We start from the raw sequence: 21,930 nt of genomic DNA, 5'->3' as shown, positions 1-21,930 counted from the left end.
CGGTTTCACTGTTTAGCTTTGTGCCAGGGAAAACACAACTTGCCTATCAGACCGGTAAGAAAGATGGCGATCGATCGCGATACCTCATTGCTTGATTGCATCTGAACTATTTCAGGAACTCCCTTTTCAGTTTGCTTGGTGCAAAACCGGATTCTGTCTTGCTTGCAAACCATTGACCTAAACAGGATTGAGTTCAGCATAGTGAACAAAGATAAGGAATTGATAAGAACCAAGCCAGAAAACGTGGAGAGGCAGTATAGCTCTGGCTATTCACTGATTCGGCAACCAACCCAATTCCCCTGGTCAGTGAAAAAGAACGGTTCAAATCCCTCTCGATCGCACGTCACCAATACCGAGGTTTCGGGACCCGGGATGGTTAATTGTTTGACAGTTCCTCCCACAGGACTGGGCACATCGGTCAAACTTGGTTCACCTGAATTGGGGTCTTCGGAGTTTGCGGCATTTCCTTCGACAATCGTTCCTGGTTCCAGAGGTTGGTCGCCAACTTGAATTGAGCAATCCCCAGGAGAATTGCGGTTCACCGACACTCGTACGGTGACCTCCCCAAACTGATTGAAATAGGTAGTTACTTCAGAATTAGTGTCACGGATGGCAACGGAATCCATCCAGACAACTCCATCTTGGCGATCGAACACCCGCATTTTCAGTTGTCCATTTGCCGAGTAAACCCGCGCTGTATGGCGACGCTCGCCTTCACATAAAGCCAGCGTTTCTTCGGGGGCAGGTAATTGGGTCAGTTCTAGCAAGCTGGAGCCATCCACAACGTAGCTGCGATTCATCACAGCCGTTGAGGTTAGGAGAGGCACCGTCACACGGGCATTGTCGATTGTGATTGGGCCATTAAGCATAATTCGCTCACCCAGCGCCACTGGAGTCAGGGCCTGAGCAACTCCATCAATATCAAGAAGCACGGTTAAATACGTGACTATAGCAGTTCCACCAGGAACAACTCCAAAAATCACAGCCGCGTCTTCTTTGCCGTCATTGTTGATATCACCAAAGGTTAGCCAATTGCGTTCATTCGCCAACATGACAATCATTGCTCCATCTGATTGTTCATATCGTCCATTTTCTAGAGTGACAGTGGTATAGGCTGGGTTTTCAGTAAAAGAGGTTGGTACGATATAGTCGGCGTTTTGAAGAGTCTGCCAGCGATCGCACCAGACTTGCTTTTCTGGGGTAAACACTTCACGAGTTAAGCAGTTATACCAAGTGGTTTGAGCCACAGCGGGTGTTCCAAATCCTTCTACAATGCCACTTAATGAAATAGCTGCAACACTCAACATCTTGAGCCCAATAGTCTTTAAAGAAATCGATCGCTTCGTTCGCTTCATTGTGTTCCTCACACCCAAGTTAAATAACCGACAATTAGCTACCAGTAGTGAATTGACAACGAAATTACTCAAAATAGAATCCCTACCCAGAATAGGTAGGGACGTTAGTTCAACAATGTACTGCGTTATCCGTGATCTTTACAAGAACCATAGCGCAGAACTAAACAAGTGCACCGGTAACAGCATTGCTGAGCATCTAATCCCTTCATATCAGAGACGTGTATGCAGCCACTGAATTAGACAACTCAGCAATACTGAAATCTGACCTATCTACTGAGCGAATGGGTTGGAAGACATCGTTTCACTGTTCACAGGGCAAGATAACCCTGCGTCTACCTCCTCCACCTTGCGGACTTTGCGGACTAGGGTAATCTCTTCTTCGCGACGAATAACAGTGCGGATTGGGGCCAAACACACTACATCACGACCAGGATTGCGACCAAAGCTATCAAAGCTGAGATTATTGATATCGGCAGGAATCATGTAGTTACTCATGGGTTTCTCCAAAAAAATTAGAATTTAGCATGATTTGAGGAAAGGGTTATGGTTGTCTTCCCCTTCACAGGTTCAACAATAGGAGAGAAAAATAAGAAACTAATAAGGCTAGAGAATAAACTACCTTGTGTAGTGCATCCCAAAAACTGGACAAGTAGGAGAGAGTAAACTGAGTCGAAGCCAGGGAGCAAGATAATAGCAGCAAAACAACGCAAATACACTGCCCAATTCAACGCAAAAGTGGTGCTCGAAGTGTTGCGGGGAGAAAAGAGTCCAGCCGATGCTTGTCGGGCTTGCAAAATCCACAACTCGGTGTTGACAATATGGAAGCGAGAATTTCTCGAATGAGCATATCAAGCGTTGAAAGTGGAGAGCAAACCAGCCAAAAAGAAGGACGCATTGCTGAGTTGGAGCGGATGGCCGGACAATTAACCATGTAGTTAGAAATTGCCAAAAAGGCATCACACCTGTTGAACGGGGATAAAAACGGGAATTGGTAAAGCAACTGAGCCAGGAGTACCCTATGACGATGATATGCCGAGTTTTTACCATCCATGTAGCAGTTTTTACTACGCTGACTTTTTAGGTGTCCAGGTTTAGAGATGCACTACACCTTGCTCAGTCCGGTAGGAGTAGTGTTTTAGCCTTGGCACATCGCGCACTTGATCGAGTAGTTTTCGGGGACGAGAAGGTTACATGATCTTAGCCTTAGCATGAACGTAACAGAAACAATAAATTTATAGTATGCAAATCTACTGAGAATAAAGTAGAAGATATAAGGAACTTTGCTGCATAACTTGCTCCAGCAGCGCTATTATGCAGATCATCTACTGTTGATTTACCCAAATCGGGTGATTGTACAGGGCACAATCTGTCTAACTGCTCGTATCAGGTAATTATACAGAGTGACTCTGTCTAATAAATCGTTATGCCGCTTAGTCCTTGGTTAGGACGTAACCGAAAGTTAACTTGTTAGTGTTCAAGTTGAAGTCAATACATGAACTTACAAAACCTGAAGTGGACGAAGAATATCAAACCAATGGGTCAGGAGTCTTGGGCTTACCAAGTTTTTAAGCCTGGAAGCCTCTTTAAGTTGGCTTGGAAAGATGACGAAGGTAATGCCAGCAAACCACAGCGAGGAGATCTAATATTACTTCGGCAAGGTGGCTATGTTACGCACCTTGTAGAAGTACTTGATTACAAGCCAGAACGTGAAAAGTGGCAAGGTGATTTCAATATCTATCGAATCGTTGAAGTGCTTTGGGTAATTGATTGGAATAATCTCCCTAATTCTGCAAAAGCGGATGAAGTATTTGGTTACCCAGTTAGGCTTCAGGGTGGCGACGTGATGTTTCTGGAAACAATGCCCACTTTTCAGCAACACTGGCAAAATCAGGGCGGTTTGCCCGCATTTCAAGAGCGTGTTCGGGCTATGCTCACTCTACCTGAGAGCAGCGATAATAGATAGGGTAAGTATGAAGTGCTGAGTGGAGTAGCGATGACTGAGTTGCTTGAACGAGCAATCGCCAGGTTACAAGCCTTACCTGAAAGCGAACAGGATGCGATCGCTGCAATGATTTTGGAAGAGATAGAGGACGATCGGCGTTGGGATGAATCATTCTCTCGCTCACCGAATATTCTTGCAAAACTGGCTGCTTCTGCAATAGCTGAATATCATGCAGGTCAAACCCAAGAACTTGACCCAGAGACACTGTGAAATCGCGCACTACTACCGAGTTTCGTAAACTATTCGCTAATTTACCTAGACAGGTTCAAGAGCAAGCCCGTGCAGCGTATCGTCAGTTTAAGGAAGACTCAAGCTATCCAAGTCTACGCTTCAAGAAGGTTCATCCGGTGTTGCCGATCTACTCTGCCCGTATTAGCAAAAGTTATCGAGCGGTTGGGCAATTAGATGGAGATACAGTGATTTGGTTTTGGGTAGGTTCTCACGCAGAATACGACAGATTGTTGGAGCAGTTGTAGCAGCACGGCATAACAACCCCAATGCACCCGACCGCCGAAAGTCTGTCTGTAAGTGTTCGAGGTTGTCTGCGGCGGGTGATTGGGAACGTTAGACATAAAGGAGACACATTGAATGCGTCTGGAAGGCAAAGTTGCTCTGGTTACTGGCGCTGCGCGCGGAATTGGCGAAGCTATCGCTAGGGCTTTCGCTGCCGAAGGTGCATTTGTGTACGTCTCGGACATCGACCAAGGCAATGGGTATGCTGTTGCCCAGTCTCTTGGTCATTCCGCTTCATTTGTCCCGCTCGACGTTCGCAGCGAAATAGAATGGCGCGAAACGACTGAAGCTATTATCCAAAAGCACGGGAAGCTTGACATCCTAGTCAACAATGCTGGCATCACGGGTTTTGAAGGAGATGATGTGCCTCATGACCCTGAGAACGCCTCGCTTGAAGCTTGGCGCTCAGTTCATGAGACAAACCTTGATGGAGTGTTTCTTGGTTGCAAGTACGCCATCCGCGCGATGCGCGGGTCTGGCACCGGGTCAATAATTAACATCTCCTCACGTTCAGGTATCGTAGGCATACCGACGGCAGCTGCTTATGCATCAAGTAAGGCTGCTGTTCGCAATCACACTAAGAGTGTTGCACTGTATTGCGCTCAGCAAGGCATGAAAGTGCGTTGTAATTCCATTCACCCAGCGGCAATACTCACCCCCATGTGGGAACCAATGCTTGGCAGTGGCCCGGATCGAGAGTCGAACATGGCAATGTTCGTGCAGGATACGCCACTGAGACGGTTCGGAATGCCCGAGGAAGTAGCTGCGGTAGCTGTCATGCTCGCCGCTGATGAGTCCAGCTACATTACTGGAGCGGAAATCAATATTGACGGCGGTATTCTTGCAGGGTCCGCGGCCGCGCCCTCACAGTAGATTGGTCTTCAACTCATTCTAACCAGCCCGTTGCACACCGGCCGAGGAGGGCGATCGGTGGAGGGAGAAGGGCGATCGGCGGCGGGTGAACGGGAACGTTAGCTGACTCCGCATTGAGTCCTTGCACTCGTTCTTGGAGGTTATCGACAAATCCAAAAACACCCAGAAGATCGTCGGTTAAGCGGTAGTTTGAGTGTATTGTGGTAAGGCCAAGAGTCAGTTTTCCTAAACACAAACTGGGGGCGGCGATGTCTGAAAAGCAAGCGTTGGTGATTGACTGTGTGGACTTGCCAAAGCGGATGTCCGATCCACCCATTCTAACCAGCTTCCAGGCGGGTTGGAGGGATATTCAGCTTGCCCACTACCGCAATTCATGGCTCAACTTACCAGAAATCTCCAGCCCCCGACACATTGTCATCATTCCAATTGGGCATCGAACCTATGACGTGGAGCTTGGGGCAGAGGGTCGTTCGGAGACAGTATCTTATCGAGAACCAGACTTCTCAGTTGGCTGTATTCAGATTATTCCTGCTAATCTGCCCCACAGCCTGCGTTCTATCTCACTGGTTCAAACAATGGAATGTATCCATTTTTACCTGGAGCCAACGTTTCTGGCTCAGGTTGCCTATGAATCGGTGAATCCTGATCGTGTTGAACTTTTACTGGCACCTAAGGAAGCAGATTTATTGATCCATCAGATTGGTCTAGCACTGAATGCTAGTCTGGAAGAGGATGGGGTTGGCAGTCGGTTTTATGCCGACACAATGGCAACCGCGCTGGCGGCACATCTGTTGCGTCATTACGCTACACGCAATCATCAATTTCGAGACTATGAAGATGGGTTGTCTCAGCAACAGTTAAAACAAGTCGTTGAGTATATCCAGACGCACCTAGGAGAAAACTTGTCTCTGACCGATATTGCCAATCAGCTTGGTATGAGCCAGTACTACTTCTGTCATCTATTTAAGCGATCGACTGGAGTATCACCTCATCAGTATCTCATTCACCAACGAGTAGAACAGGCAAAGCGTTTACTCAAGCAAACAGAGCGAACTGTTACTGCGATCGCCTTGGATTGCGGCTTTGCCAATCAGAGTCATTTTGCCAAGTATTTTCGCCAATACACTGGGATGAACCCGAACCAGTTTCGCAAGTTGTAGCAAGATTTTATTCTAACTTGGCAAGAAAATGTGCGACTTCATCGAAGGGTTTAGTTACCCTCGGTGATTAGAAAAAATATGTTCGTAACCATTCAGCAGTCAGTCATGGTTAGTCAAAAAACGATCGAAATTGTCAAAGCAACGGCACCGATTTTAAAAGAAAGAGGGGAAGAGATTACGCGGCGAATGTATGAAATTGCCTTTACCGAGCGACCTGACTACAGACGGGGTTTTGAAAATACATGGATGCAGCATTTCGATGGCGGTGGGCAGGCACACAAATTAGCAGCGGCTGTTTATGCCTATGCCACTCACATCGATCGCTTGGAGAAATTAACAGCGACAGTCGATCACATTGCCCATCGTCATGTTGCAACTCGCATTTTGCCAGAGCAGTATCCCCTGATTGGTGAAAAGTTGTTGCAGGCGATGAAGGATGTTTTGCAAGATGCTGCAACCGATGAGGTGATTGCCGCATGGGCTGAAGCGTATGAGGCTTTAGCCAGCTTGTTTATTCAGAAAGAAAAGGCAGTCTATCAACAAGAAGATCAAGTCCTGACGGAACGATTGGCAATTGCTAACAATCTTGGAACGAGATAGGTGGGAAAGCAACTATGAGTATATTCATCCAAGGAGCAAGGGTTACCTCAAATGGAGAAGGTAAGCGGCTAAACGTACTCGGCGATCACCAGCGGGTGATCTTGGCGAGTGAGGATACAGATGGCAGGTATGCCCTGATTGAGAACTGTAATCTACCGGGTGTGGGAATTCCGCTCCACCTGCACCACAACGAAGACGAAACATTCTATGTGCTGGAGGGGCAGGTTGAGTTTCAGATTGGGAGTGAAACCATTCAGGCGATCGCGGGTACAACAATTTACTTACCGCGTGACACGCCACACGCTTTTACTATTGTTGGTGAAGCCCCAGCCAAGATGCTGATTATGCTGACGCCTGCTGGTTTGGAGAAGTATTTTGAGGAACTCAGCCAGTTGTCATCAGACAAACCACCGAGTATGGAAACAGTGATGGATATCTCAGTGCAATATGGCATTGAACTTTTTCCCTATCCCGAAAGTTCGGCAATTTAACAGCAGAGGGTTATGTTCCAGTTTTTTCCTGGCTAGTTTCTCCAGTTAGTGATCAGAGGAAACTGACTCCAGACACGTTATCGGTTATCCTCGCTGCCCAGTTCCACATCGCCGTCATTAACTTTTAGGTGATTGCGATGAGCATAGCATACGGTCGAGTGCAGTGATTTGTTATGCATTTCTCAAACAGGGGAACTAAGAGGCATCTCTATGCACAACTTCAATGAAGAAACCCTCATCAGGGGATGGTGGCTGAAAAAAGCTAGTTACATGCTGAAAAACATCTTCTGTATCAAACTGTGCACGCTCTGGGTTGGTTTGTCTACGCTTTCTAATTCCTTCTAAGCAAGTTTTGTCATCAACATCAAGGTATATCAATTTATGAGGTATGTTTTCGAATAAAAATATCTCTTTGAACCATACTCTTTGATTTATTGTGTTTGCCGGAAAGTCCATTACGACCGAAAGTCCAGCCTTAAGTATATTTCTCACATGAATCTTTAGTAAAGGTTTTAGTCGCCTTGAATATTTTATGTAATCATCAAAATTCTGTATTTCTTCAGGATAAATAGTTGATAGCCATTCATCCTCTGACAACAAGATAGCATTAAGTTCTTCAGACATCTTACGGGAAAGCGTGGATTTACCAGATCCCATTTTTCCGCAGAAAAATATCAAAATTCCTTTGTGGTTCATCCCCTATTCCTCTGCATAGCGACCAAGCTCATCGGACGCAAACAACCTTTGCTCCTCAATCAACTAGCTTACGGCATTCCGCTGCATTTGAATTATGGGGGGACGGAACTTGGTTTTTCTAGATGTTGTCGTACTTCGATTTTTAAGCTCTACGAGTCAATCGTTGCCAGGCAGAATCGATCGCCTGTTTCATTCGCTGCCCGGTGCGACTGAGACTTTGCTGAAAGTCCTCCCATTTATCCTGTAGAAAGTCAGCAGCCTCTTTCAGAGCATTCTGGTCATATTGTCCTGTTGCGGCCAATTCATCTCGAACTTCTTTGATTTTCACTCGCACAACCTCAGGTTGATCGTGAGGGTAAACCAGGGATTTGAGGCGATCGCCCATTTGCTTTACCAGATTCTTAACCTGCTGCGATTTCTCACTCAAGAACCCCTTCAACCCTTCAGATTCACTCGTGAGTCGATTTTTAGCATCCTCTTTAATGACGACGACCTCTGCATCAATTACTTCCACATCCTCTGGAAACAAAACTGCCCGTCCACCAAAGGGTGCTGCAATCTCTCCACCCAAAATATACGCCGCAATATCCCCTGTCTCCCAATCAAATAGAAAATCCTCTATCCAGCCCAAGGGATCAGAAATTGACGGAGTGCGCACTTGCATACCACACAAGCGACGTAGCGTTGTTGCTGGCTCCGTTGCCAAATCCGAATAGGTTAGAACAGCATCTGGGCCAACGATCGAGACCTGTTCCAGAGGAGTATAGCCAGCACTGCTAGCAAAGTAAACCACTCGTCCCTGATGGTCTACCCAAACTTCCTCAACACCACCAAAACGAGTTGCAGTGCTACTATCCATCGCCGTTAACCCGATCATTTGACTCCGACGAATGACGTTGAACATAACTCAATCCTCCAAAAAGGAACTAAATTTTTTCAGTGATGAGTAGGTTTAAGTGAGTAACAGAGCAAAAAGTCCGCACAAAGCAATACCATCAAATACACCCGCTCCACCAATACTCAAAACCCCGGCTGACATCTTTTCAATTTCAGGTAGATGCAATAAATCAGCACCGATTAAAGTTCCTAAAACGCCACCTGCAAAGGCCACGGGGGCTGCACCAGTTCCAACGATTAACAACGCCATCAGGGCGGCTGTCAACGGCGCAACCAGCGCATTCATTTGGATACCGATGCCTGGAACAATTTGAGCCGAGAAGTAGCTTGTAAAGGTAACAACGGCAGTGACAGCTAAAATAGCGAAAGGATCAGAACGTGTGAATTCATAAAGAGCTAATAGAGTTGGGATTAAACCACCGCCTACATTAAGCGCCACGATCGTCTTTTGTTCAATTTTGCGTAAGGGAATGCCCCAAAATCGAGCCATCCAGAGGTCAGCAAAGTCTGGAATCATCGGCACACGCGAAACTCGTTCATATAACGGAATATTGATCGTGCTGCCTAAAATTACAGCGGCAAATAAGAGGAATGCGGTACTAGGAGAAAAACCCAGTTTGGCGACTGCAACTTCCACTACATCCAGGGCGATCGCAAACCAGATGAATGGAAACAGCAGCAGGAAGATTACAAAGAGAAGCAGCGTGACTGGCAAGTAAATCATAAATTATTGAGAGCATTCATATCAAACTCAAAAAGGATAGTGTTCAACAACTGAAGCACGTCTTGATTTGGAGTCTTGGCTATCTAGAAATTTTCCATTGTTAGCCTGCTTCACAGCGTCAAACTGTTGAAACATCCAGACTCGCAAAAATAATAATCCGCCCAATACAACGAGGAAGACGCAGGCTCCGAGTAGGTTGTCCAAAGGAACTTCCAGGACTCCCTCTAAAATAATTTCTCGCAATGCTGACACTAAGGACACTTCAACGGCTGCTCCGATCGAAATTCGTTGCTCTTGCAGGTAGATCACTAATAAACGGAAAATTTCGACCAGGATCAGGATAAATAATATGTCCGAGGTAATGGCTTGAAAATTGATTGGCTCTAGCAGCGAAAGAAACATTTCACCCAACCGAATCAACATTACACAAAATAAGCCAATACATAAGGAGACAACGACCAAATCCTGAACAAATTCTAGATTCCTGACAATGGTTTCTCGGTGAAACCAAGATTGCCAGCATTGACTGAATGGAGAGGAATTCAAACCATGAGTAATTCCCAAATACGTATGCTTTCTCTCGTTATCTTTTGCGTTCATACGCTTACCCTAGCGAATGTCTTCCGATTAAGAATGGAACTCTCATTAAATACAAAAAAATACACACCTTATCCATTCAGCGCGCAAAAGATTGCCACATCCAGATTAGTACACTTAAACCGATACTCAGTAAAATAGACGTTGCTAAAGGAAAATAAAAGGTAAAGTGTTCATTCTGGATCAGGATATCTCCTGGCAAACGACCAATCGGAAAATGCTTCAATGTTCCACTGCTCAACCAGAGCAAGCCTCCTAACAACAAAATTCCTGCCCCGACAGCTACTAGTGTTTTGCCAATTTCTGCAATCATGAAGCTACACCTCCTCTCGGTGAGGAAATTTAAGATAACCTATCAGTACTTGAGGGAGTAATTGAGTTAACAGTAAAGTCAAGCAACTCGCGCCCATACCCATCATCAGAATGGTTAATTCACTGCTACCAAACAACACGGAATGCGAATCAACTAATGTGACCCCTAGTGTTGCAACAGAAGCGATCGCACCTATTAATAGAGCCATCTGAACACTTCTAGGAGAGAACATATAGCGGTTTGTTTGAGCCAGGAGATAGGCAATGAGAGGAATCCAGACGCTAGATACATAGGCGGCATAAAAGTTAAGGATTAAATTCACAATTTCTCCGCCTCTGAGGGCAATTACGAAAACAAAAAGAGTGTTGAGAATCGTAATCCAAATTCGAGTAAATGACGAATTGGGAAAAATTTCTAAATCTAAAATTGTCTTAGTTTGAATACGGAGCACATTACTCCCGATACCTAATGCCGGAACAACAAGAGAGAGAATGAATAAAATGCTCTGCCAGTGTTTTGTGCCTCCACCGACCCAAGACAAAATATAGGGAAGGATTTCTTTACCAGACAAAGTTCCTGGAATGATGTCCTGATGCTGACCCGCCAAAACCACAGCAGTTGGTAAAAATGCCAGTCCAAATAACGCGATCGCAGCTAATACACAGCCCCAATAGGCAACACGAACCGTTTTTGCTTGAACAATGAACTGCTGACATTTCATGTCAACCATTACCATCAGAATCGTAGCAACTGAGATACCTAGCTCGTGGCACCACTCCACCTGATGTTGTAAATCGGGCAAAAATTGTAGCGGAACGAACTCTAGTTCTGAGAGGCTATGGAGTTGCCAAAGGGCATAGAGTAATGTGCCAATATTGAACAATAGCAAGCCTCGAAAAACCTGACTAGCCCGTTCGACAGGAGTCAGGGAGAGCAAGCCTAGGGTAATTGCCAACCCGATCATGGTCAGTTTGCTTGAAAAACCGGCAATACTTAAAACGGCAGCAGCGGCAATCATTTGAACGGCAGCAATTCCGACTAAAGATACCCAGGACATTAGAGCAATCCCAACCTTAACTAGCGATCCGTATCGATTACCTAGTAGTGTCCAAATTTGGTCAATTGTTTGCCAATAAAATTTAACCAAAAGAAGGAGTGCCAAAAAACCAATGCTCAGGGAAACAGCATAGAGGCTGCCCGCTGCACCGACTGCAACAGACTGCTCAGCCGTTCCCAAAATAAATCCCAGACCGTAGTGGGAACAAATTAACAATGTTGCCAATGACCAAACATCAAGTGAGCGATGGTGAGATGGGCAGTTAGTCTCATTATTCTCGATATGGGTAAGCTCCAAACGCATGATTTGATGAGAAGTCGTTAGGAATCAGAAGGATGGGAGTTAGACTTAGTCTGAGTGAGAACAGCCTATGAGAGATGCAATTGAGCAAACTATGAGGCACGGATGAGTTCAGGGGTCAAACGCTTAAAGACCAGTCGTTCATTTTCAACCCCAACATAAATCGTGTCTCCTTCATGGAATTCTCCGCGTAAGATTGCCTTGGCGATCGGCGTTTCCAGTTCTCGTTGAATGGCTCGTTTCAGCGGACGCGCTCCGTAGACGGGATCGTAGCCAACCTGAGCCAACCAATCGAGCGCCTCATCAGAGAGTTTCAGCGCCAGTTTGCGTTCAACCAGGCGTTGTTCCAGTCGCTGAACTTGTAGTTTCACAATCTCGCGCAACTGCTCCGGTCGCAAGCTGTGGAAAATAATGATCTCATCAATCCGGTTGAGAAATTCTGGGCGGAAACTGGTTCGCATCGCTTCCATAACGCGATCGCGCATTTGTTCATATTTACTATCATCACCCGCTACATCCAAGATGTATTGGGAGCCGATATTGCTAGTCATGATAATGACCGCATTTTTGAAATCGACTGTCCGTCCTTGGGCATCGGTCAGACGGCCATCATCCAGAATTTGCAGCATCACATTGAACACATCCGGATGCGCCTTTTCGATTTCATCAAAGAGAATCACAGCGTAGGGACGACGGCGAATGGCTTCCGTTAGCTGTCCACCTTCGTCGTACCCCACATAGCCCGGAGGTGCACCAATCAACCGAGAAACCGTATGTTTTTCCATATACTCGGACATATCGATGCGCACCATCGCTTCTTCGGTATCAAACAAATAGGCCGCCAGCACTTTGGCCAGTTCTGTTTTACCCACTCCAGTCGGGCCTAAGAAGATAAAGCTGGCAGTCGGACGATTGGGATCGGCAAGTCCGGCGCGAGAGCGTTGAATGGCATCCGCAACAGCGGTGACCGCTTCATCTTGACCAATGACGCGCTGGTGTAATTCTTCTTCTAAGTGCAGGAGTTTTTGCATCTCAGATTCCACCAATTTGCTAACTGGAATCCCTGTCCACTTAGAAATAATCTCGGCAATATCGGCTTCAGTGACTTCTTCTCGCAGCATCGATTTGCCACCAGTTTGGGTTTCGCTAAGACGAGCTTCCGCAGTTTCTACCTGTCGCTGTAAATCGGTGAGTTTACCATATTTCAACTCTGCGGCTCGATTGAGATCGTACTCTCGTTCTGCTTGTTGAATTTCAATGTTGACCCGATCGATCTCTTCTTTGAGTTTTTGAATCTGATCGATGATTTCTTTTTCTGCCTGCCATTGGGCATTCAGTGCCGACTGTTGTTCCTTTAGGTCTGACAGTTCTTTCTCGATGCGCTCGAGGCGTTCTTTGGAGGCACTATCGGTTTCTTTTTGCAGGGATAGACGCTCCATTTCAAGCTGCAAAATCTTGCGATCGATTTCGTCCAGTTCCTCTGGTTTTGAGGTGATTTCCATCTTCAGCTTGGCAGCTGCTTCATCAACCAGATCAATCGCTTTATCGGGCAGAAAGCGATCGCTAATATAGCGAGTAGACAGCACCGCAGCGGCAACCAGAGCACTGTCCGAGATTTTTACGCCGTGGTGCACTTCATAGCGCTCTTTCAGTCCTCGCAGAATAGAAATCGTATCTTCAATGCTAGGCTGATCAACATAGACCTGCTGGAAGCGACGCTCTAAAGCCGCATCCTTTTCAATGTATTTGCGATATTCATCTAGCGTCGTAGCACCAATGCAGCGCAGTTCACCCCGTGCCAGCATTGGTTTGAGCAGATTCCCCGCATCCATCGCCCCCTGCGTGGCACCCGCCCCGACAACGGTGTGAATTTCGTCAATAAAGAGAATAATATTTCCCTGGGCTTCCTGGACTTCCTTCAGCACCGCTTTCAGTCGTTCTTCAAACTCGCCCCGATACTTGGCTCCTGCAATGAGAGCACCCATATCCAGAGCGATTAACGTGCGATCGCGCAACGATTCCGGTACATCGCCACTGACAACTCGCTGGGCGAGTCCTTCCACAATGGCCGTTTTACCTACCCCCGGTTCGCCAATCAGGACGGGATTATTCTTGGTGCGGCGAGACAGGATTTGAATCGTGCGGCGAATTTCATCATCCCGCCCAATCACCGGATCGAGTTTCCCTTCTCGTGCCAATTTGGTTAAATCCCGTCCGTATTTTTCCAGGGATTCGTATTTGCCCTCCGGATTTTGATCGGTCACTTTTTGGCTCCCTCGAATTTGTTCAATCGTGATACGCAGTTTCTTTTCATCTAATCCAAATTCTTGCAATAAGCTTTTACCAAACCGATCGTCTTTGGCAAACGCCAGCACTAAATGTTCAATCGAAATGTATTCATCACCAAAGTCTTTGCGGTATTGTTCCGCTCGATCCAGTAATGTGTCCAGGCTGCGTCCCAAGTAAACAGAAGAACCGCTACTGCCACCCGATACTTTGGGCTGGCGGTTAATGAAGTCATGAGTGCGATCGCGCAGCTTTTGTACATTGACTCCTGCTTTATTAAAAATAGAACTAGCCAGTCCTTCCTGTTCCAAAAGACTGCGCATCAAATGTTCACTTTCAATTTGCTGATGTTGAAATTGTTTAGCAACTTCTGGAGTGCGGACGATCGCTTCCCAGGCTTTTTCAGTAAATTGGTTGGGGTTAGTTGGTTGCATATTTGAATCCTCCAGGAATTGACAGGATGAGTCTAAGAGCCTTCTTGACTTTTTGCAGCAGCCTCACTCGATTGTTGTAGCCCTTGCAAATATTGCCGTCCCTCCAAGGTGATTTTGCCGCGAATAAAGTGAATCGGTTCAGGCAAAATCGCAAATGCGGCGTAGGCTCCTGGGGTGAATTCCCCTGCGATAAATCCTTTTTCATTCAGATAATCTAGGTGGAATACCAGGTCATATTCATCTCCAAACAGATGAGCAATCTCTTTTTCTTCAAACCCGGCTTCTTCCTTTTCAGCCGCTATTTCTAATACTTGTTGAAGAATGTTGCGACTTAGTTGCATGGCTCAATTCCTCAATTGCAGTCAGTATTCTGCTGTTTAAGAACCAGCCCACTCATTCCTGGCTTTTAGCTCTGTTTGATAAGCCCGCAATTGCGCCTTGAGTTGAGCGATTTCGGCTGCCATGTCTAGCACCATCGCAGCCCCCATTAGATTAAGCCCCAGATCGCGGCGCAGGCGCTGAATCTGCACGACACGGATGAGATCTTGACGACGTAGCATCGTGCCCGTCGGTTCAACCAGACCTAACGTCACAAACCGTTCAAGCAGCGACACTGAGGTCTGGGTAAAGTAGGCTGCTTGCTCAAAGCTATAGAGGCGATCGCCCCCGTTAGACCAAACTACTCGTGACAACCCCATGCTAGTGGTCATAGGTGCACCTCCGCGATCGCCCGTCGAGGATTAAAACTGCTGATCTGTTGCAACTTTTCATAGCATTCTCTTTCCTGCACACTCAGTTCTTTGGGGGTGACAATTTTTAGCCGCACCAACAAATCCGTCCGGTTACCTTTCGGATCACGCCAGCCTTTGCCGCGCAATCTCAAGATTTGCCCGGAATCTACCCCTGGTGGAATTGTCATCGTTACTTTGCCATCGGGCGTTGGAACTTCAATCTGTGCGCCGAGCACCCCTTCTTCCGGGCGAATCGGAATTTCACAGAGCAAATGATTACCCTCAAATCTGTAGAAAGGATGAGGAAGTAACTCAATCGTAAGGTACAAATCTCCCCGCTGCTGACTGAAGGGACTGATCTGCCCTTTACCTTTCACCCGGATGCGACTCCCCGACTTTGCGCCAGATGGAATGCGAACGGTGACCGTTTCATCTCCGATTTGTAACCGTTTTTGAGTACCGTGGAATGCCTCGGAAAAGGTGAGGGCAATCGCCGCTTCGGTATCCTGAGCAGGCATTTCCACAAAGCGACTGAAGGGATCTTCCCCAAATTCCACAGACTCTCGAAATCCCTCTGGCCCCGTTGTGGTTCGGTAAGTATACACCCGCCGTCCAGTACCACCACCGCGCCCGAAGCGTCCCAGCAGTTCATTAATGAAATCATCGAAACTCCCATACTGCCCGAAGTCCATACCCTCGAAGCCAACTCCACCAGGAGGCGCTGTCCCCGCAGCAGCTTGCTTCCAGTACTGGCCAAACTGGTCATATTTCTGGCGTTTGTCTGGATCAGAGAGCACCTCATGGGCTTCATTGATTTCCTTAAAACGCACTTCTGCCTCTTGATCCCCTGGATTCAAATCCGGGTGATACTTACGCGCCAGTTTGCGGTAAGCTCTTTTGATTTCTTCTGGCGTTGCGGTTTTACTGACTCCCAAAATATTGTAATAGTCTTTGAAATCGGTTGCAGCCATGGACACCTCTACCAAATGAACATGAGTGGTGTATCAGGCAGTTCAGTGAACAAATCACCTCCAATGCCCGTTCCTAACCCGCTTTGCGCTTAGAAAAGATGCCTTTGTCGTCGCGATCGAATAATTGCTTGATGCGCTCCCAAGCTTTCGTTAGGGCATTGATTTTCTCTTGAGATTCGCTCAAACTTTGGTTGTAGGTTTCCACAAAGGTTTGCTGCGCTTCTTCTGACAAATCCGCTTTGATCTCTGGTGAAATTTGCTCGCTTCCATCCAGTTCGCCTTCAGGTTGGCGTGGAATCTGCATATCTGTGGTAGCAACTTCTTCACCCCCAGCACTTTGCAGAAGTAAGAAGATTTCGCCTGATTTTTCTTCAGGAACTTCTACCACCAGTAAAAATTCACCAGCCTGCACTCGTGTTTGGTAAATGGCAGCTTTATCCTGGGGCATTCCTAATGACATTAGTGCCGATCCCAGTCCTGCTCCTAATGCTCCATACAGGGCACCACTGGTAGCACCCAGTAGGGCTGCCGCCAAGGGACCGGCTGCTACCACGGCCCCTAAAAAGGGAATAAACAGCACACCTACTCCAGTGAGCAGGCTTAAAACCGAGCCAAAGAGAGAACCATAGAGAGCACCACTGGCCAAACCATCCAAAATGACCTCTTTTTTGGTCAAAAATCCTGTGATGCGGGCTTCCGATTGAAAGTTGCGACCAACAATAGAAATGCGCTCTCTAGGAACACCGCGATCGAGCAGGCGTTGTACGGCATTCTGTAATTTTTTCTCATCTTTGAAGGCGGCGGAAACGCACTTCTCGGGAGGTTTAGCGAATGCTGAAGTCATGATTGTTACTCCTGGTAGTCTTGGAAGTTGAAAGAAGGAACCCCAGAGATACGGAGAGCACTGAGTTTTTTGATGTCTCTATGTCTCTCTTTTATGCCTCTATAGGTTGTTAATGATTTACAAAGTCGGCATCGATGACATCTTCATCACTACCTTTGCTGCTTGTAGAACTGCCACCGTTTGTAGTGCTACCACCTGCCTGGGCATAGACAGCACTACCCATTTGCATGAGTGCTTGCTGAATCTCGTTGGTGAGAGACTTCATGCGATCGAAATTATCTTGTTCGATCGCGGTTCGTAAGTCCTGAATCATCCCTTCCAGACGAGTTTTATCTGAGGTAGGAACCTTGTCACCCAAGTCTTTGAGTTGCTTCTCGGCTTGATAGGCAACGGAATCGGCATTGTTTTTAGTGTCAATCTGTTCGCGGCGGCGGCGATCGGCTTCGGCGTTGCGTTCCGCTTCTTTCACCATCTTCTCGACTTCTGACTTATCAAGCGTAGACGCGCCCGTGATCGTAATTGATTGCTCTTTGCCGCTGGCTTTGTCTTTAGCAGAGACCGAGAGAATGCCGTTCGCATCAATGTCAAAGGTGACTTCAATTTGGGGTACACCGCGCGGTGCCGGAGGAATGCCATCAAGTCGGAAGGTTCCCAGGCTTTTGTTGTCGGCTGCCATTTCCCGCTCGCCTTGCAGCACATGAATTTCCACATTGGTTTGTCCATCAGCCGCGGTGGAAAAGACTTCCGATTTTTTCACTGGAATCGTTGTGTTACGGGGAATGATTTTGGTCATCACGCCGCCCAGGGTTTCTACCCCTAAAGACAACGGTGTGACATCCAATAGCAACACGTCTTTGACATCACCTGCCAATACACCCGCTTGAATGGCAGCCCCCACAGCAACAACTTCATCCGGGTTCACACCCTGACAGGGTTCTTTTCCAGTCATTTGCCGGACTAGTTGCTGTACCGCCGGAATGCGCGTTGAACCACCAACGAGTACAACTTCATCAATGTCAGAAGCGGTCAACTTCGCATCACGAAGCGCTTGATCCACAGGTTTACGGCAGCGATCGAGCAGATCACTACACAGTTGCTCAAACTGCGATCGTGTCAGCGTCATGTCCAGGTGTTTTGGCCCATCTTGGGTAGCGGTGATGAAGGGTAAATTAATTTGAGTTTGAGTCGCACCTGACAGTTCAATCTTGGCTTTTTCTGCGGCCTCCGTCAGCCGTTGCAAGGCTTGCTTGTCTTTGCGTAAATCAACACCTTCATTGTGCTGAAATTCAGTGGCCAGCCAATCTACGATCTTTTTATCAAAATCATCCCCTCCCAAGTGGGTGTCACCACTGGTGGCTTTGACTTCAAACACACCATCTCCCACTTCCAGAATGGAGACATCAAACGTTCCACCACCCAGGTCAAATACCAAGATAGTTTCATTACTTTTCTTATCTAATCCATAGGCCAGTGCCGCCGCTGTCGGTTCGTTGATGATGCGGAGTACTTCAATGCCAGCAATTTTACCTGCGTCTTTAGTGGCTTGTCGTTGCGAGTCATTGAAGTACGCTGGAACGGTAATGACTGCTTGCGTAACGGGTTCACCCAGATACTTGCTAGCATCATTCGCCAGTTTACGCAGGACTTCAGCGGAGATTTCCTCTGGAGCAAACTGCTTTTTCTGAATCGGGCAGTCGAGTTTAACGTTCCCGTTGCTGTCTCTCAAGACTTTGTAGGAAACTTGTTTGGCTTCCTCGGTGACTTCATCGTATTTGCGTCCAATGAATCGTTTGACCGAGTAGAAAGTATTATCGGGATTCATCACCCCCTGCCGACGGGCAATTTGTCCCACGAGCTTGTCGCCCGTTTTGGTGAACGCTACAACCGATGGCGTGGTTCGGCTACCTTCAGCGTTAGCAATTACAACGGGCTGTCCGGCTTCCATGACTGCCACGCAGGAGTTTGTTGTTCCTAAATCAATTCCAACGACTTTTGCCATCGTTTGCTTCCTCCACGATTCCAAATGTCCCAAACTGTTTACGGTGCTATCAACTTACAGGGCTACCAGTGAGAGATTGAAGCACTTGATCTCATATCTGTTGCAATTCAAGTCGCTACTACGAACTGAACGAATTTCGCAAGATAGCTAATCTTTAATGGGGTATAGTTGCAGATTTAACTGCGATCTCTCTTTACCAGGAATTCTCTAGGAAACAGACTGCATAACAGACTAGAGTCATAACGTGTGGTGTGATTAGAAATGACCATTTAGCGCTGATGCCTAAAGAAGTATCCTGAGAAAAGAGTATAGAACTGAGTTCAGATTAAAGGGGATCGGGTTTCCAGACGAGAGAAGTTCCTGTTTCCGATCCCCCCTTGTTAGAGTCAATGACTGAATCACTCAGAATTGATCGTTCTAGACTAGCCCAGGTTCACTTTTACAACCTTGTTCTTTTCTTCTTCCGCCTTAGGTAAGTTGAGTTTCAGAATGCCATCTTTGTATTCAGCCTGGACATTGGTGTTTTGTACCCGGGCAGGCAACGGAATCACGCGCTGGAACTTGCCGTAACGAAATTCCGTGCGAGTCATCCCCTTTTCTTCCGTTTTTGTTTCTGATTTCCGTTCACCCATGATCGAAACAGAGTCTGCTGATACTTGTACATCCAGATCCTTAGCATCTATACCTGGGACTTCTAGCTTGAGATGAATCGCGTCGGGGGTTTCTTCCATTTCGGCCGGAGGGACAAAGGCAAAACCATCTCCAGCTTCACGAACAGTTGGCATTATCTCGTCAAACAAGCGATTCATTTGCCGTTGCAGCGTATCAATTTCGCGAAATGGTTCCCAACGAACGAGTGCCATAGGAATTTACCTCCTGTAATGTCGATACTTGTAAGGTTGTTTGTGCGGTCGAATGAACTGTCTAACCTGAATGATTTGATCGCCTTCCAGTCATCATCCAATACTGGAGACAGGTTAGTTGAATCTGTAGTGCAGGCTTTAATTTGTGACGACTCAAGTCGTTACTACGAACGTTATATCTGAGCAGGAAACAGAGAAATCAGTTTCTCCAAATTTCTGCACTAAAGATTCAAGATTAAAGGTAGGGAAAAAATCTAAGGACTTTCTGAGGAATGGTCGGAGTTGTTCGATCGCTGATTAAGTTAGTTGTAAGGATGAGTGATTTTTTTAGGGAAATCGAGATAGAGGCGGGTAGGGTGGCAGTGAAACGATGAAACTGTTGATTATCGATGATGATCGCGAAACAACCGCTGCTCTGAGCACTGCACTCACCGCCCAGCAGTTGACCGTAGACACTGCACCGAATGCTCAAACGGCACTGGCGCTGCTAGAAACGGTTCCCTACGATTTAATCGTGCTGGATGTGATGCTACCCGATGTAGATGGCATTTCTCTTTGTCGTACCCTGCGGCAACAGCATCAAACTATGCCCATTCTGCTATTGACCGCCAGGGATGCGGTGGGCGATCGCGTGGCTGGCTTAGAAGCTGGCGCCGATGACTATCTTACCAAGCCCTACGATGCGGCAGAATTGCTGGCACGGATTCGGGCATTGCTGCGGCGGGGCAAAACGCCGATGACGGAAACCCTAACCTGGGGAGCGTTACAGGTAGACCCTCAAGCGTGCAAAGTCACCTATCAGGGCAATCCGATTAAGCTCACCCCCAAAGAGTACAAGTTGCTGGAACTCTTCTTGCGCTATCCCCAACGCATTTTTGACCGCAAGGCTTTGCTCGATCATGTCTGGTCCATTGACGAATGCCCAGGGGAAGAAGCGGTCACCACTCAAATTCGGGGACTGCGCCGCAAGCTGAAAGCTGCCGGACTGCCCAACGACCCGATCGAAACGCTGTATGGATTGGGCTATCGCTTGCGAGCTTGGCAACCGGATACGCCACTGGAACCCTTTAATGCTGAAGAGCAGGTGAGACAACAGGAGGCGACCGCCGCCATTGAGCAGATGTGGCAGGAGTTCCAAGGACGACTCCAGGAGCAGTTAAGCCTGTTAGAATCAGCGATTCACAACCTAGAAACTAAAACCCTGACTCCAGCGCAACAGCAGCAGGCACAGTCCATTGCCCATCGATTGATCGGCTCCCTCAGTGCCTATGGGCAACCAAAGGCCGCGACACTGGCACGACACATCGAGCAACGGCTGGCTACACCCCAACCCGCGATCGCCCCTGAACTAGTCGCCCTGTTACAGCAACTTCGACAAGCTACGACTCAATCTCCTTTTACCGATTCTGCTCCAGCCTCGGCAGCATCCCATCCGCCCTTGACCCACCGGGTTTTGGCGATCGCTTCTGATTCAACCCTGATTCAACCCCTCCAAACCGAAGCACCCAGTTGGGGATGTCATCTGGATGCAACTATCGACTTCACTAGTGCCTGGCAGCAGCTTTTGACCCAAACAGCCGATGCCATCATTCTCGATCTGGACCTCGCGGATACCCAAACACCAGGAATGGACCTCCTGGCTCAGATTAAACGCCTGGGTTCCACGCCAGTACTGATTTTGACTCAGCAAGATACGTTGAGTGAACGCATTGCCATTGCCCGCCTGGGAGCCGATGCCTACTTACAAAAACCGGCATCTCCCAGCGAGATCTTCAGGGTACTCAATCGCTTGTTGCATCGTTTTGATCCCATCACTGCCAAGCTGCTGATTGTAGACGACGATCCTGACTTGCTGACGCAATTGCAAACTCAACTCCAGCCCTGGGGCTTTCAAGTCACTGGGCTGAGCGATCTCAGCCAATTCTGGTCTGTGCTGCGAACCACTCGCCCCGACTTGCTGCTGTTGGATGTGTCTATGCCCGAATATAGCGGTATTGACTTGTGCCGGGTAGTTCGGTGCGATGCCCATTGGTACGCGCTGCCCATCCTGTTTCTGTCTGCCCATGCCGAGGCAGATATCTTGCAGCAAGCCCTGTCGGTCGGAGCCGATGATTACGTCCTCAAGCCGATCGCCGAAGCCGATTTAATTCAGCGAATCTTACAGCGTCTGGGACGGATTAGCACTGTGGGGAATAACCCTCCACAGATGGGTTAAAGAAACAGT

24 protein-coding genes are annotated in these 21,930 nt (G+C 47.5%); 9 read left to right on the top strand and 15 right to left on the bottom strand.

The annotated features are described in order from the left end of the window. Nucleotides 1–266: 266 nt before the first annotated feature. Nucleotides 267–1,355: a hypothetical protein gene (locus OXH18_RS14035; protein WP_268607711.1), complete on the bottom strand. Its 1,089-nt coding sequence runs from the start codon at nt 1,353–1,355 to the stop codon at nt 267–269. A gap of 270 nt (nt 1,356–1,625) precedes the next feature. Further along, entirely contained in the window at nt 1,626–1,850 is a 225-nt protein-coding gene (locus tag OXH18_RS14030; RefSeq protein ID WP_268607710.1) for a hypothetical protein, read from the bottom strand. A 240-nt stretch (nt 1,851–2,090) separates the two neighbouring features. On the opposite strand from OXH18_RS14030, the gene OXH18_RS25510 reads away from it, so the two are divergent. The 8 genes from OXH18_RS25510 (at nt 2,091) to OXH18_RS13995 (ending at nt 6,994) form a co-directional block, all read left to right on the top strand. After that, nucleotides 2,091–2,198 (top strand): hypothetical protein, encoded by a 108-nt coding sequence (locus OXH18_RS25510; RefSeq protein WP_390904326.1) that lies wholly within the window; start codon nt 2,091–2,093, stop codon nt 2,196–2,198. Between the two features lie 649 nt (nt 2,199–2,847). Continuing rightward, nucleotides 2,848–3,318: a hypothetical protein gene (locus OXH18_RS14025; RefSeq protein WP_268607709.1), complete on the top strand. Its 471-nt coding sequence runs from the start codon at nt 2,848–2,850 to the stop codon at nt 3,316–3,318. A 30-nt stretch (nt 3,319–3,348) separates the two neighbouring features. Next, on the top strand, nt 3,349–3,567 hold the full coding sequence (locus OXH18_RS14020; protein WP_268607708.1) for a hypothetical protein: 219 nt from the start codon (nt 3,349–3,351) through the stop codon (nt 3,565–3,567). Further along, entirely contained in the window at nt 3,564–3,833 is a 270-nt protein-coding gene (locus tag OXH18_RS14015) for a ParE family toxin-like protein (RefSeq protein ID WP_268607707.1), read from the top strand. The genes OXH18_RS14020 and OXH18_RS14015 overlap by 4 nt, the downstream gene beginning before the upstream one ends. Before the next feature lie 112 nt (nt 3,834–3,945). Beyond that, nucleotides 3,946–4,743, top strand: a complete 798-nt coding sequence (locus tag OXH18_RS14010) for a glucose 1-dehydrogenase (protein ID WP_268607706.1) — start codon at nt 3,946–3,948, stop codon at nt 4,741–4,743. A gap of 248 nt (nt 4,744–4,991) precedes the next feature. Then, nucleotides 4,992–5,903 (top strand): helix-turn-helix transcriptional regulator, encoded by a 912-nt coding sequence (locus OXH18_RS14005; protein WP_268607705.1) that lies wholly within the window; start codon nt 4,992–4,994, stop codon nt 5,901–5,903. A 105-nt stretch (nt 5,904–6,008) separates the two neighbouring features. Continuing rightward, nucleotides 6,009–6,503, top strand: a complete 495-nt coding sequence (locus tag OXH18_RS14000; protein ID WP_268607704.1) for a globin domain-containing protein — start codon at nt 6,009–6,011, stop codon at nt 6,501–6,503. 14 nt (nt 6,504–6,517) lie between these two features. Next, on the top strand, nt 6,518–6,994 hold the full coding sequence (locus OXH18_RS13995; RefSeq protein WP_268607703.1) for a cupin domain-containing protein: 477 nt from the start codon (nt 6,518–6,520) through the stop codon (nt 6,992–6,994). Nucleotides 6,995–7,189: 195 nt separating this feature from the next. On the opposite strand, the gene OXH18_RS13990 is transcribed toward OXH18_RS13995, so the two are convergent. The 13 genes from OXH18_RS13990 to OXH18_RS13930 form a co-directional block, all read right to left on the bottom strand. Further along, nucleotides 7,190–7,690, bottom strand: a complete 501-nt coding sequence (locus OXH18_RS13990; RefSeq protein WP_268607702.1) for an AAA family ATPase — start codon at nt 7,688–7,690, stop codon at nt 7,190–7,192. Nucleotides 7,691–7,832: 142 nt separating this feature from the next. Beyond that, nucleotides 7,833–8,594, bottom strand: a complete 762-nt coding sequence (locus OXH18_RS13985; RefSeq protein WP_268607701.1) for a PRC-barrel domain-containing protein — start codon at nt 8,592–8,594, stop codon at nt 7,833–7,835. Nucleotides 8,595–8,642: 48 nt separating this feature from the next. Next, nucleotides 8,643–9,311: a DUF1614 domain-containing protein gene (locus OXH18_RS13980; protein WP_268607700.1), complete on the bottom strand. Its 669-nt coding sequence runs from the start codon at nt 9,309–9,311 to the stop codon at nt 8,643–8,645. Between the two features lie 27 nt (nt 9,312–9,338). Next, on the bottom strand, nt 9,339–9,911 hold the full coding sequence (locus tag OXH18_RS13975) for a phosphate-starvation-inducible PsiE family protein (protein ID WP_268607699.1): 573 nt from the start codon (nt 9,909–9,911) through the stop codon (nt 9,339–9,341). Nucleotides 9,912–9,987: 76 nt separating this feature from the next. After that, nucleotides 9,988–10,221, bottom strand: coding sequence for a DUF2905 domain-containing protein (locus OXH18_RS13970; RefSeq protein ID WP_268607698.1), 234 nt, complete (start codon nt 10,219–10,221; stop codon nt 9,988–9,990). A gap of 4 nt (nt 10,222–10,225) precedes the next feature. After that, a complete protein-coding gene (locus tag OXH18_RS13965) occupies nt 10,226–11,581 on the bottom strand; it encodes an SLC5/6 family protein (protein ID WP_268607697.1) in 1,356 nt (451 codons plus the stop codon). 89 nt (nt 11,582–11,670) lie between these two features. Then, nucleotides 11,671–14,298 (bottom strand): ATP-dependent chaperone ClpB, encoded by a 2,628-nt coding sequence (clpB, locus tag OXH18_RS13960; RefSeq protein WP_268607696.1) that lies wholly within the window; start codon nt 14,296–14,298, stop codon nt 11,671–11,673. Between the two features lie 32 nt (nt 14,299–14,330). Then, entirely contained in the window at nt 14,331–14,639 is a 309-nt protein-coding gene (locus tag OXH18_RS13955; RefSeq protein ID WP_268607694.1) for a hypothetical protein, read from the bottom strand. Nucleotides 14,640–14,675: 36 nt separating this feature from the next. Next, nucleotides 14,676–15,008: a chaperone modulator CbpM gene (locus OXH18_RS13950; protein ID WP_268607693.1), complete on the bottom strand. Its 333-nt coding sequence runs from the start codon at nt 15,006–15,008 to the stop codon at nt 14,676–14,678. Beyond that, the gene (locus OXH18_RS13945; RefSeq protein ID WP_268607692.1) at nt 15,005–16,000 is read right to left on the bottom strand and encodes a DnaJ C-terminal domain-containing protein; all 996 of its coding nucleotides are present in this window, start codon (nt 15,998–16,000) and stop codon (nt 15,005–15,007) included. The genes OXH18_RS13950 and OXH18_RS13945 overlap by 4 nt, the downstream gene beginning before the upstream one ends. Nucleotides 16,001–16,073: 73 nt before the next feature. Next, nucleotides 16,074–16,844 carry a ChaB family protein gene (locus tag OXH18_RS13940; RefSeq protein ID WP_268607691.1) on the bottom strand — a complete coding sequence of 257 codons (771 nt, stop codon included), beginning with the start codon at nt 16,842–16,844 and terminating at the stop codon, nt 16,074–16,076. Nucleotides 16,845–16,953: 109 nt separating this feature from the next. After that, on the bottom strand, nt 16,954–18,843 hold the full coding sequence (gene dnaK / locus OXH18_RS13935) for a molecular chaperone DnaK (protein WP_268607690.1): 1,890 nt from the start codon (nt 18,841–18,843) through the stop codon (nt 16,954–16,956). A 422-nt stretch (nt 18,844–19,265) separates the two neighbouring features. Beyond that, nucleotides 19,266–19,706, bottom strand: coding sequence for an Hsp20/alpha crystallin family protein (locus OXH18_RS13930; protein ID WP_268607689.1), 441 nt, complete (start codon nt 19,704–19,706; stop codon nt 19,266–19,268). Between the two features lie 370 nt (nt 19,707–20,076). On the opposite strand from OXH18_RS13930, the gene OXH18_RS13925 reads away from it, so the two are divergent. Beyond that, nucleotides 20,077–21,921: a response regulator gene (locus tag OXH18_RS13925; RefSeq protein WP_268607688.1), complete on the top strand. Its 1,845-nt coding sequence runs from the start codon at nt 20,077–20,079 to the stop codon at nt 21,919–21,921. Nucleotides 21,922–21,930: the final 9 nt, after the last annotated feature.

Source organism: Thermocoleostomius sinensis A174 (genome assembly GCF_026802175.1).
In the GTDB taxonomy this organism is placed as follows: domain Bacteria; phylum Cyanobacteriota; class Cyanobacteriia; order Elainellales; family Elainellaceae; genus Thermocoleostomius; species Thermocoleostomius sinensis.
The sequence above is the reverse complement of the archived record's forward strand: the minus strand, read 5'-3'. Positions and strand labels throughout refer to the sequence as shown.

Excerpts from the sequence above, each read along its gene's own strand:
- OXH18_RS14035 (WP_268607711.1), bottom strand. The coding sequence starts at position 1,355 with ATGAAGCGAACGAAGCGATCGATTTCTTTAAAGACTATTGGGCTCAAG.
- OXH18_RS14030 (WP_268607710.1), bottom strand. The coding sequence starts at position 1,850 with ATGAGTAACTACATGATTCCTGCCGATATCAATAATCTCAGCTTTGAT.
- OXH18_RS14025 (WP_268607709.1), top strand. The coding sequence starts at position 2,848 with ATGAACTTACAAAACCTGAAGTGGACGAAGAATATCAAACCAATGGGT.
- OXH18_RS14020 (WP_268607708.1), top strand. The coding sequence starts at position 3,349 with ATGACTGAGTTGCTTGAACGAGCAATCGCCAGGTTACAAGCCTTACCT.
- OXH18_RS14010 (WP_268607706.1), top strand. The coding sequence starts at position 3,946 with ATGCGTCTGGAAGGCAAAGTTGCTCTGGTTACTGGCGCTGCGCGCGGA.
- OXH18_RS14005 (WP_268607705.1), top strand. The coding sequence starts at position 4,992 with ATGTCTGAAAAGCAAGCGTTGGTGATTGACTGTGTGGACTTGCCAAAG.
- OXH18_RS14000 (WP_268607704.1), top strand. The coding sequence starts at position 6,009 with ATGGTTAGTCAAAAAACGATCGAAATTGTCAAAGCAACGGCACCGATT.
- OXH18_RS13995 (WP_268607703.1), top strand. The coding sequence starts at position 6,518 with ATGAGTATATTCATCCAAGGAGCAAGGGTTACCTCAAATGGAGAAGGT.
- OXH18_RS13990 (WP_268607702.1), bottom strand. The coding sequence starts at position 7,690 with ATGAACCACAAAGGAATTTTGATATTTTTCTGCGGAAAAATGGGATCT.
- OXH18_RS13985 (WP_268607701.1), bottom strand. The coding sequence starts at position 8,594 with ATGTTCAACGTCATTCGTCGGAGTCAAATGATCGGGTTAACGGCGATG.
- OXH18_RS13980 (WP_268607700.1), bottom strand. The coding sequence starts at position 9,311 with ATGATTTACTTGCCAGTCACGCTGCTTCTCTTTGTAATCTTCCTGCTG.
- OXH18_RS13975 (WP_268607699.1), bottom strand. The coding sequence starts at position 9,911 with ATGAACGCAAAAGATAACGAGAGAAAGCATACGTATTTGGGAATTACT.
- OXH18_RS13970 (WP_268607698.1), bottom strand. The coding sequence starts at position 10,221 with ATGATTGCAGAAATTGGCAAAACACTAGTAGCTGTCGGGGCAGGAATT.
- OXH18_RS13965 (WP_268607697.1), bottom strand. The coding sequence starts at position 11,581 with ATGCGTTTGGAGCTTACCCATATCGAGAATAATGAGACTAACTGCCCA.
- clpB (WP_268607696.1), bottom strand. The coding sequence starts at position 14,298 with ATGCAACCAACTAACCCCAACCAATTTACTGAAAAAGCCTGGGAAGCG.
- OXH18_RS13955 (WP_268607694.1), bottom strand. The coding sequence starts at position 14,639 with ATGCAACTAAGTCGCAACATTCTTCAACAAGTATTAGAAATAGCGGCT.
- OXH18_RS13950 (WP_268607693.1), bottom strand. The coding sequence starts at position 15,008 with ATGACCACTAGCATGGGGTTGTCACGAGTAGTTTGGTCTAACGGGGGC.
- OXH18_RS13945 (WP_268607692.1), bottom strand. The coding sequence starts at position 16,000 with ATGGCTGCAACCGATTTCAAAGACTATTACAATATTTTGGGAGTCAGT.
- OXH18_RS13940 (WP_268607691.1), bottom strand. The coding sequence starts at position 16,844 with ATGACTTCAGCATTCGCTAAACCTCCCGAGAAGTGCGTTTCCGCCGCC.
- dnaK (WP_268607690.1), bottom strand. The coding sequence starts at position 18,843 with ATGGCAAAAGTCGTTGGAATTGATTTAGGAACAACAAACTCCTGCGTG.
- OXH18_RS13930 (WP_268607689.1), bottom strand. The coding sequence starts at position 19,706 with ATGGCACTCGTTCGTTGGGAACCATTTCGCGAAATTGATACGCTGCAA.
- OXH18_RS13925 (WP_268607688.1), top strand. The coding sequence starts at position 20,077 with ATGAAACTGTTGATTATCGATGATGATCGCGAAACAACCGCTGCTCTG.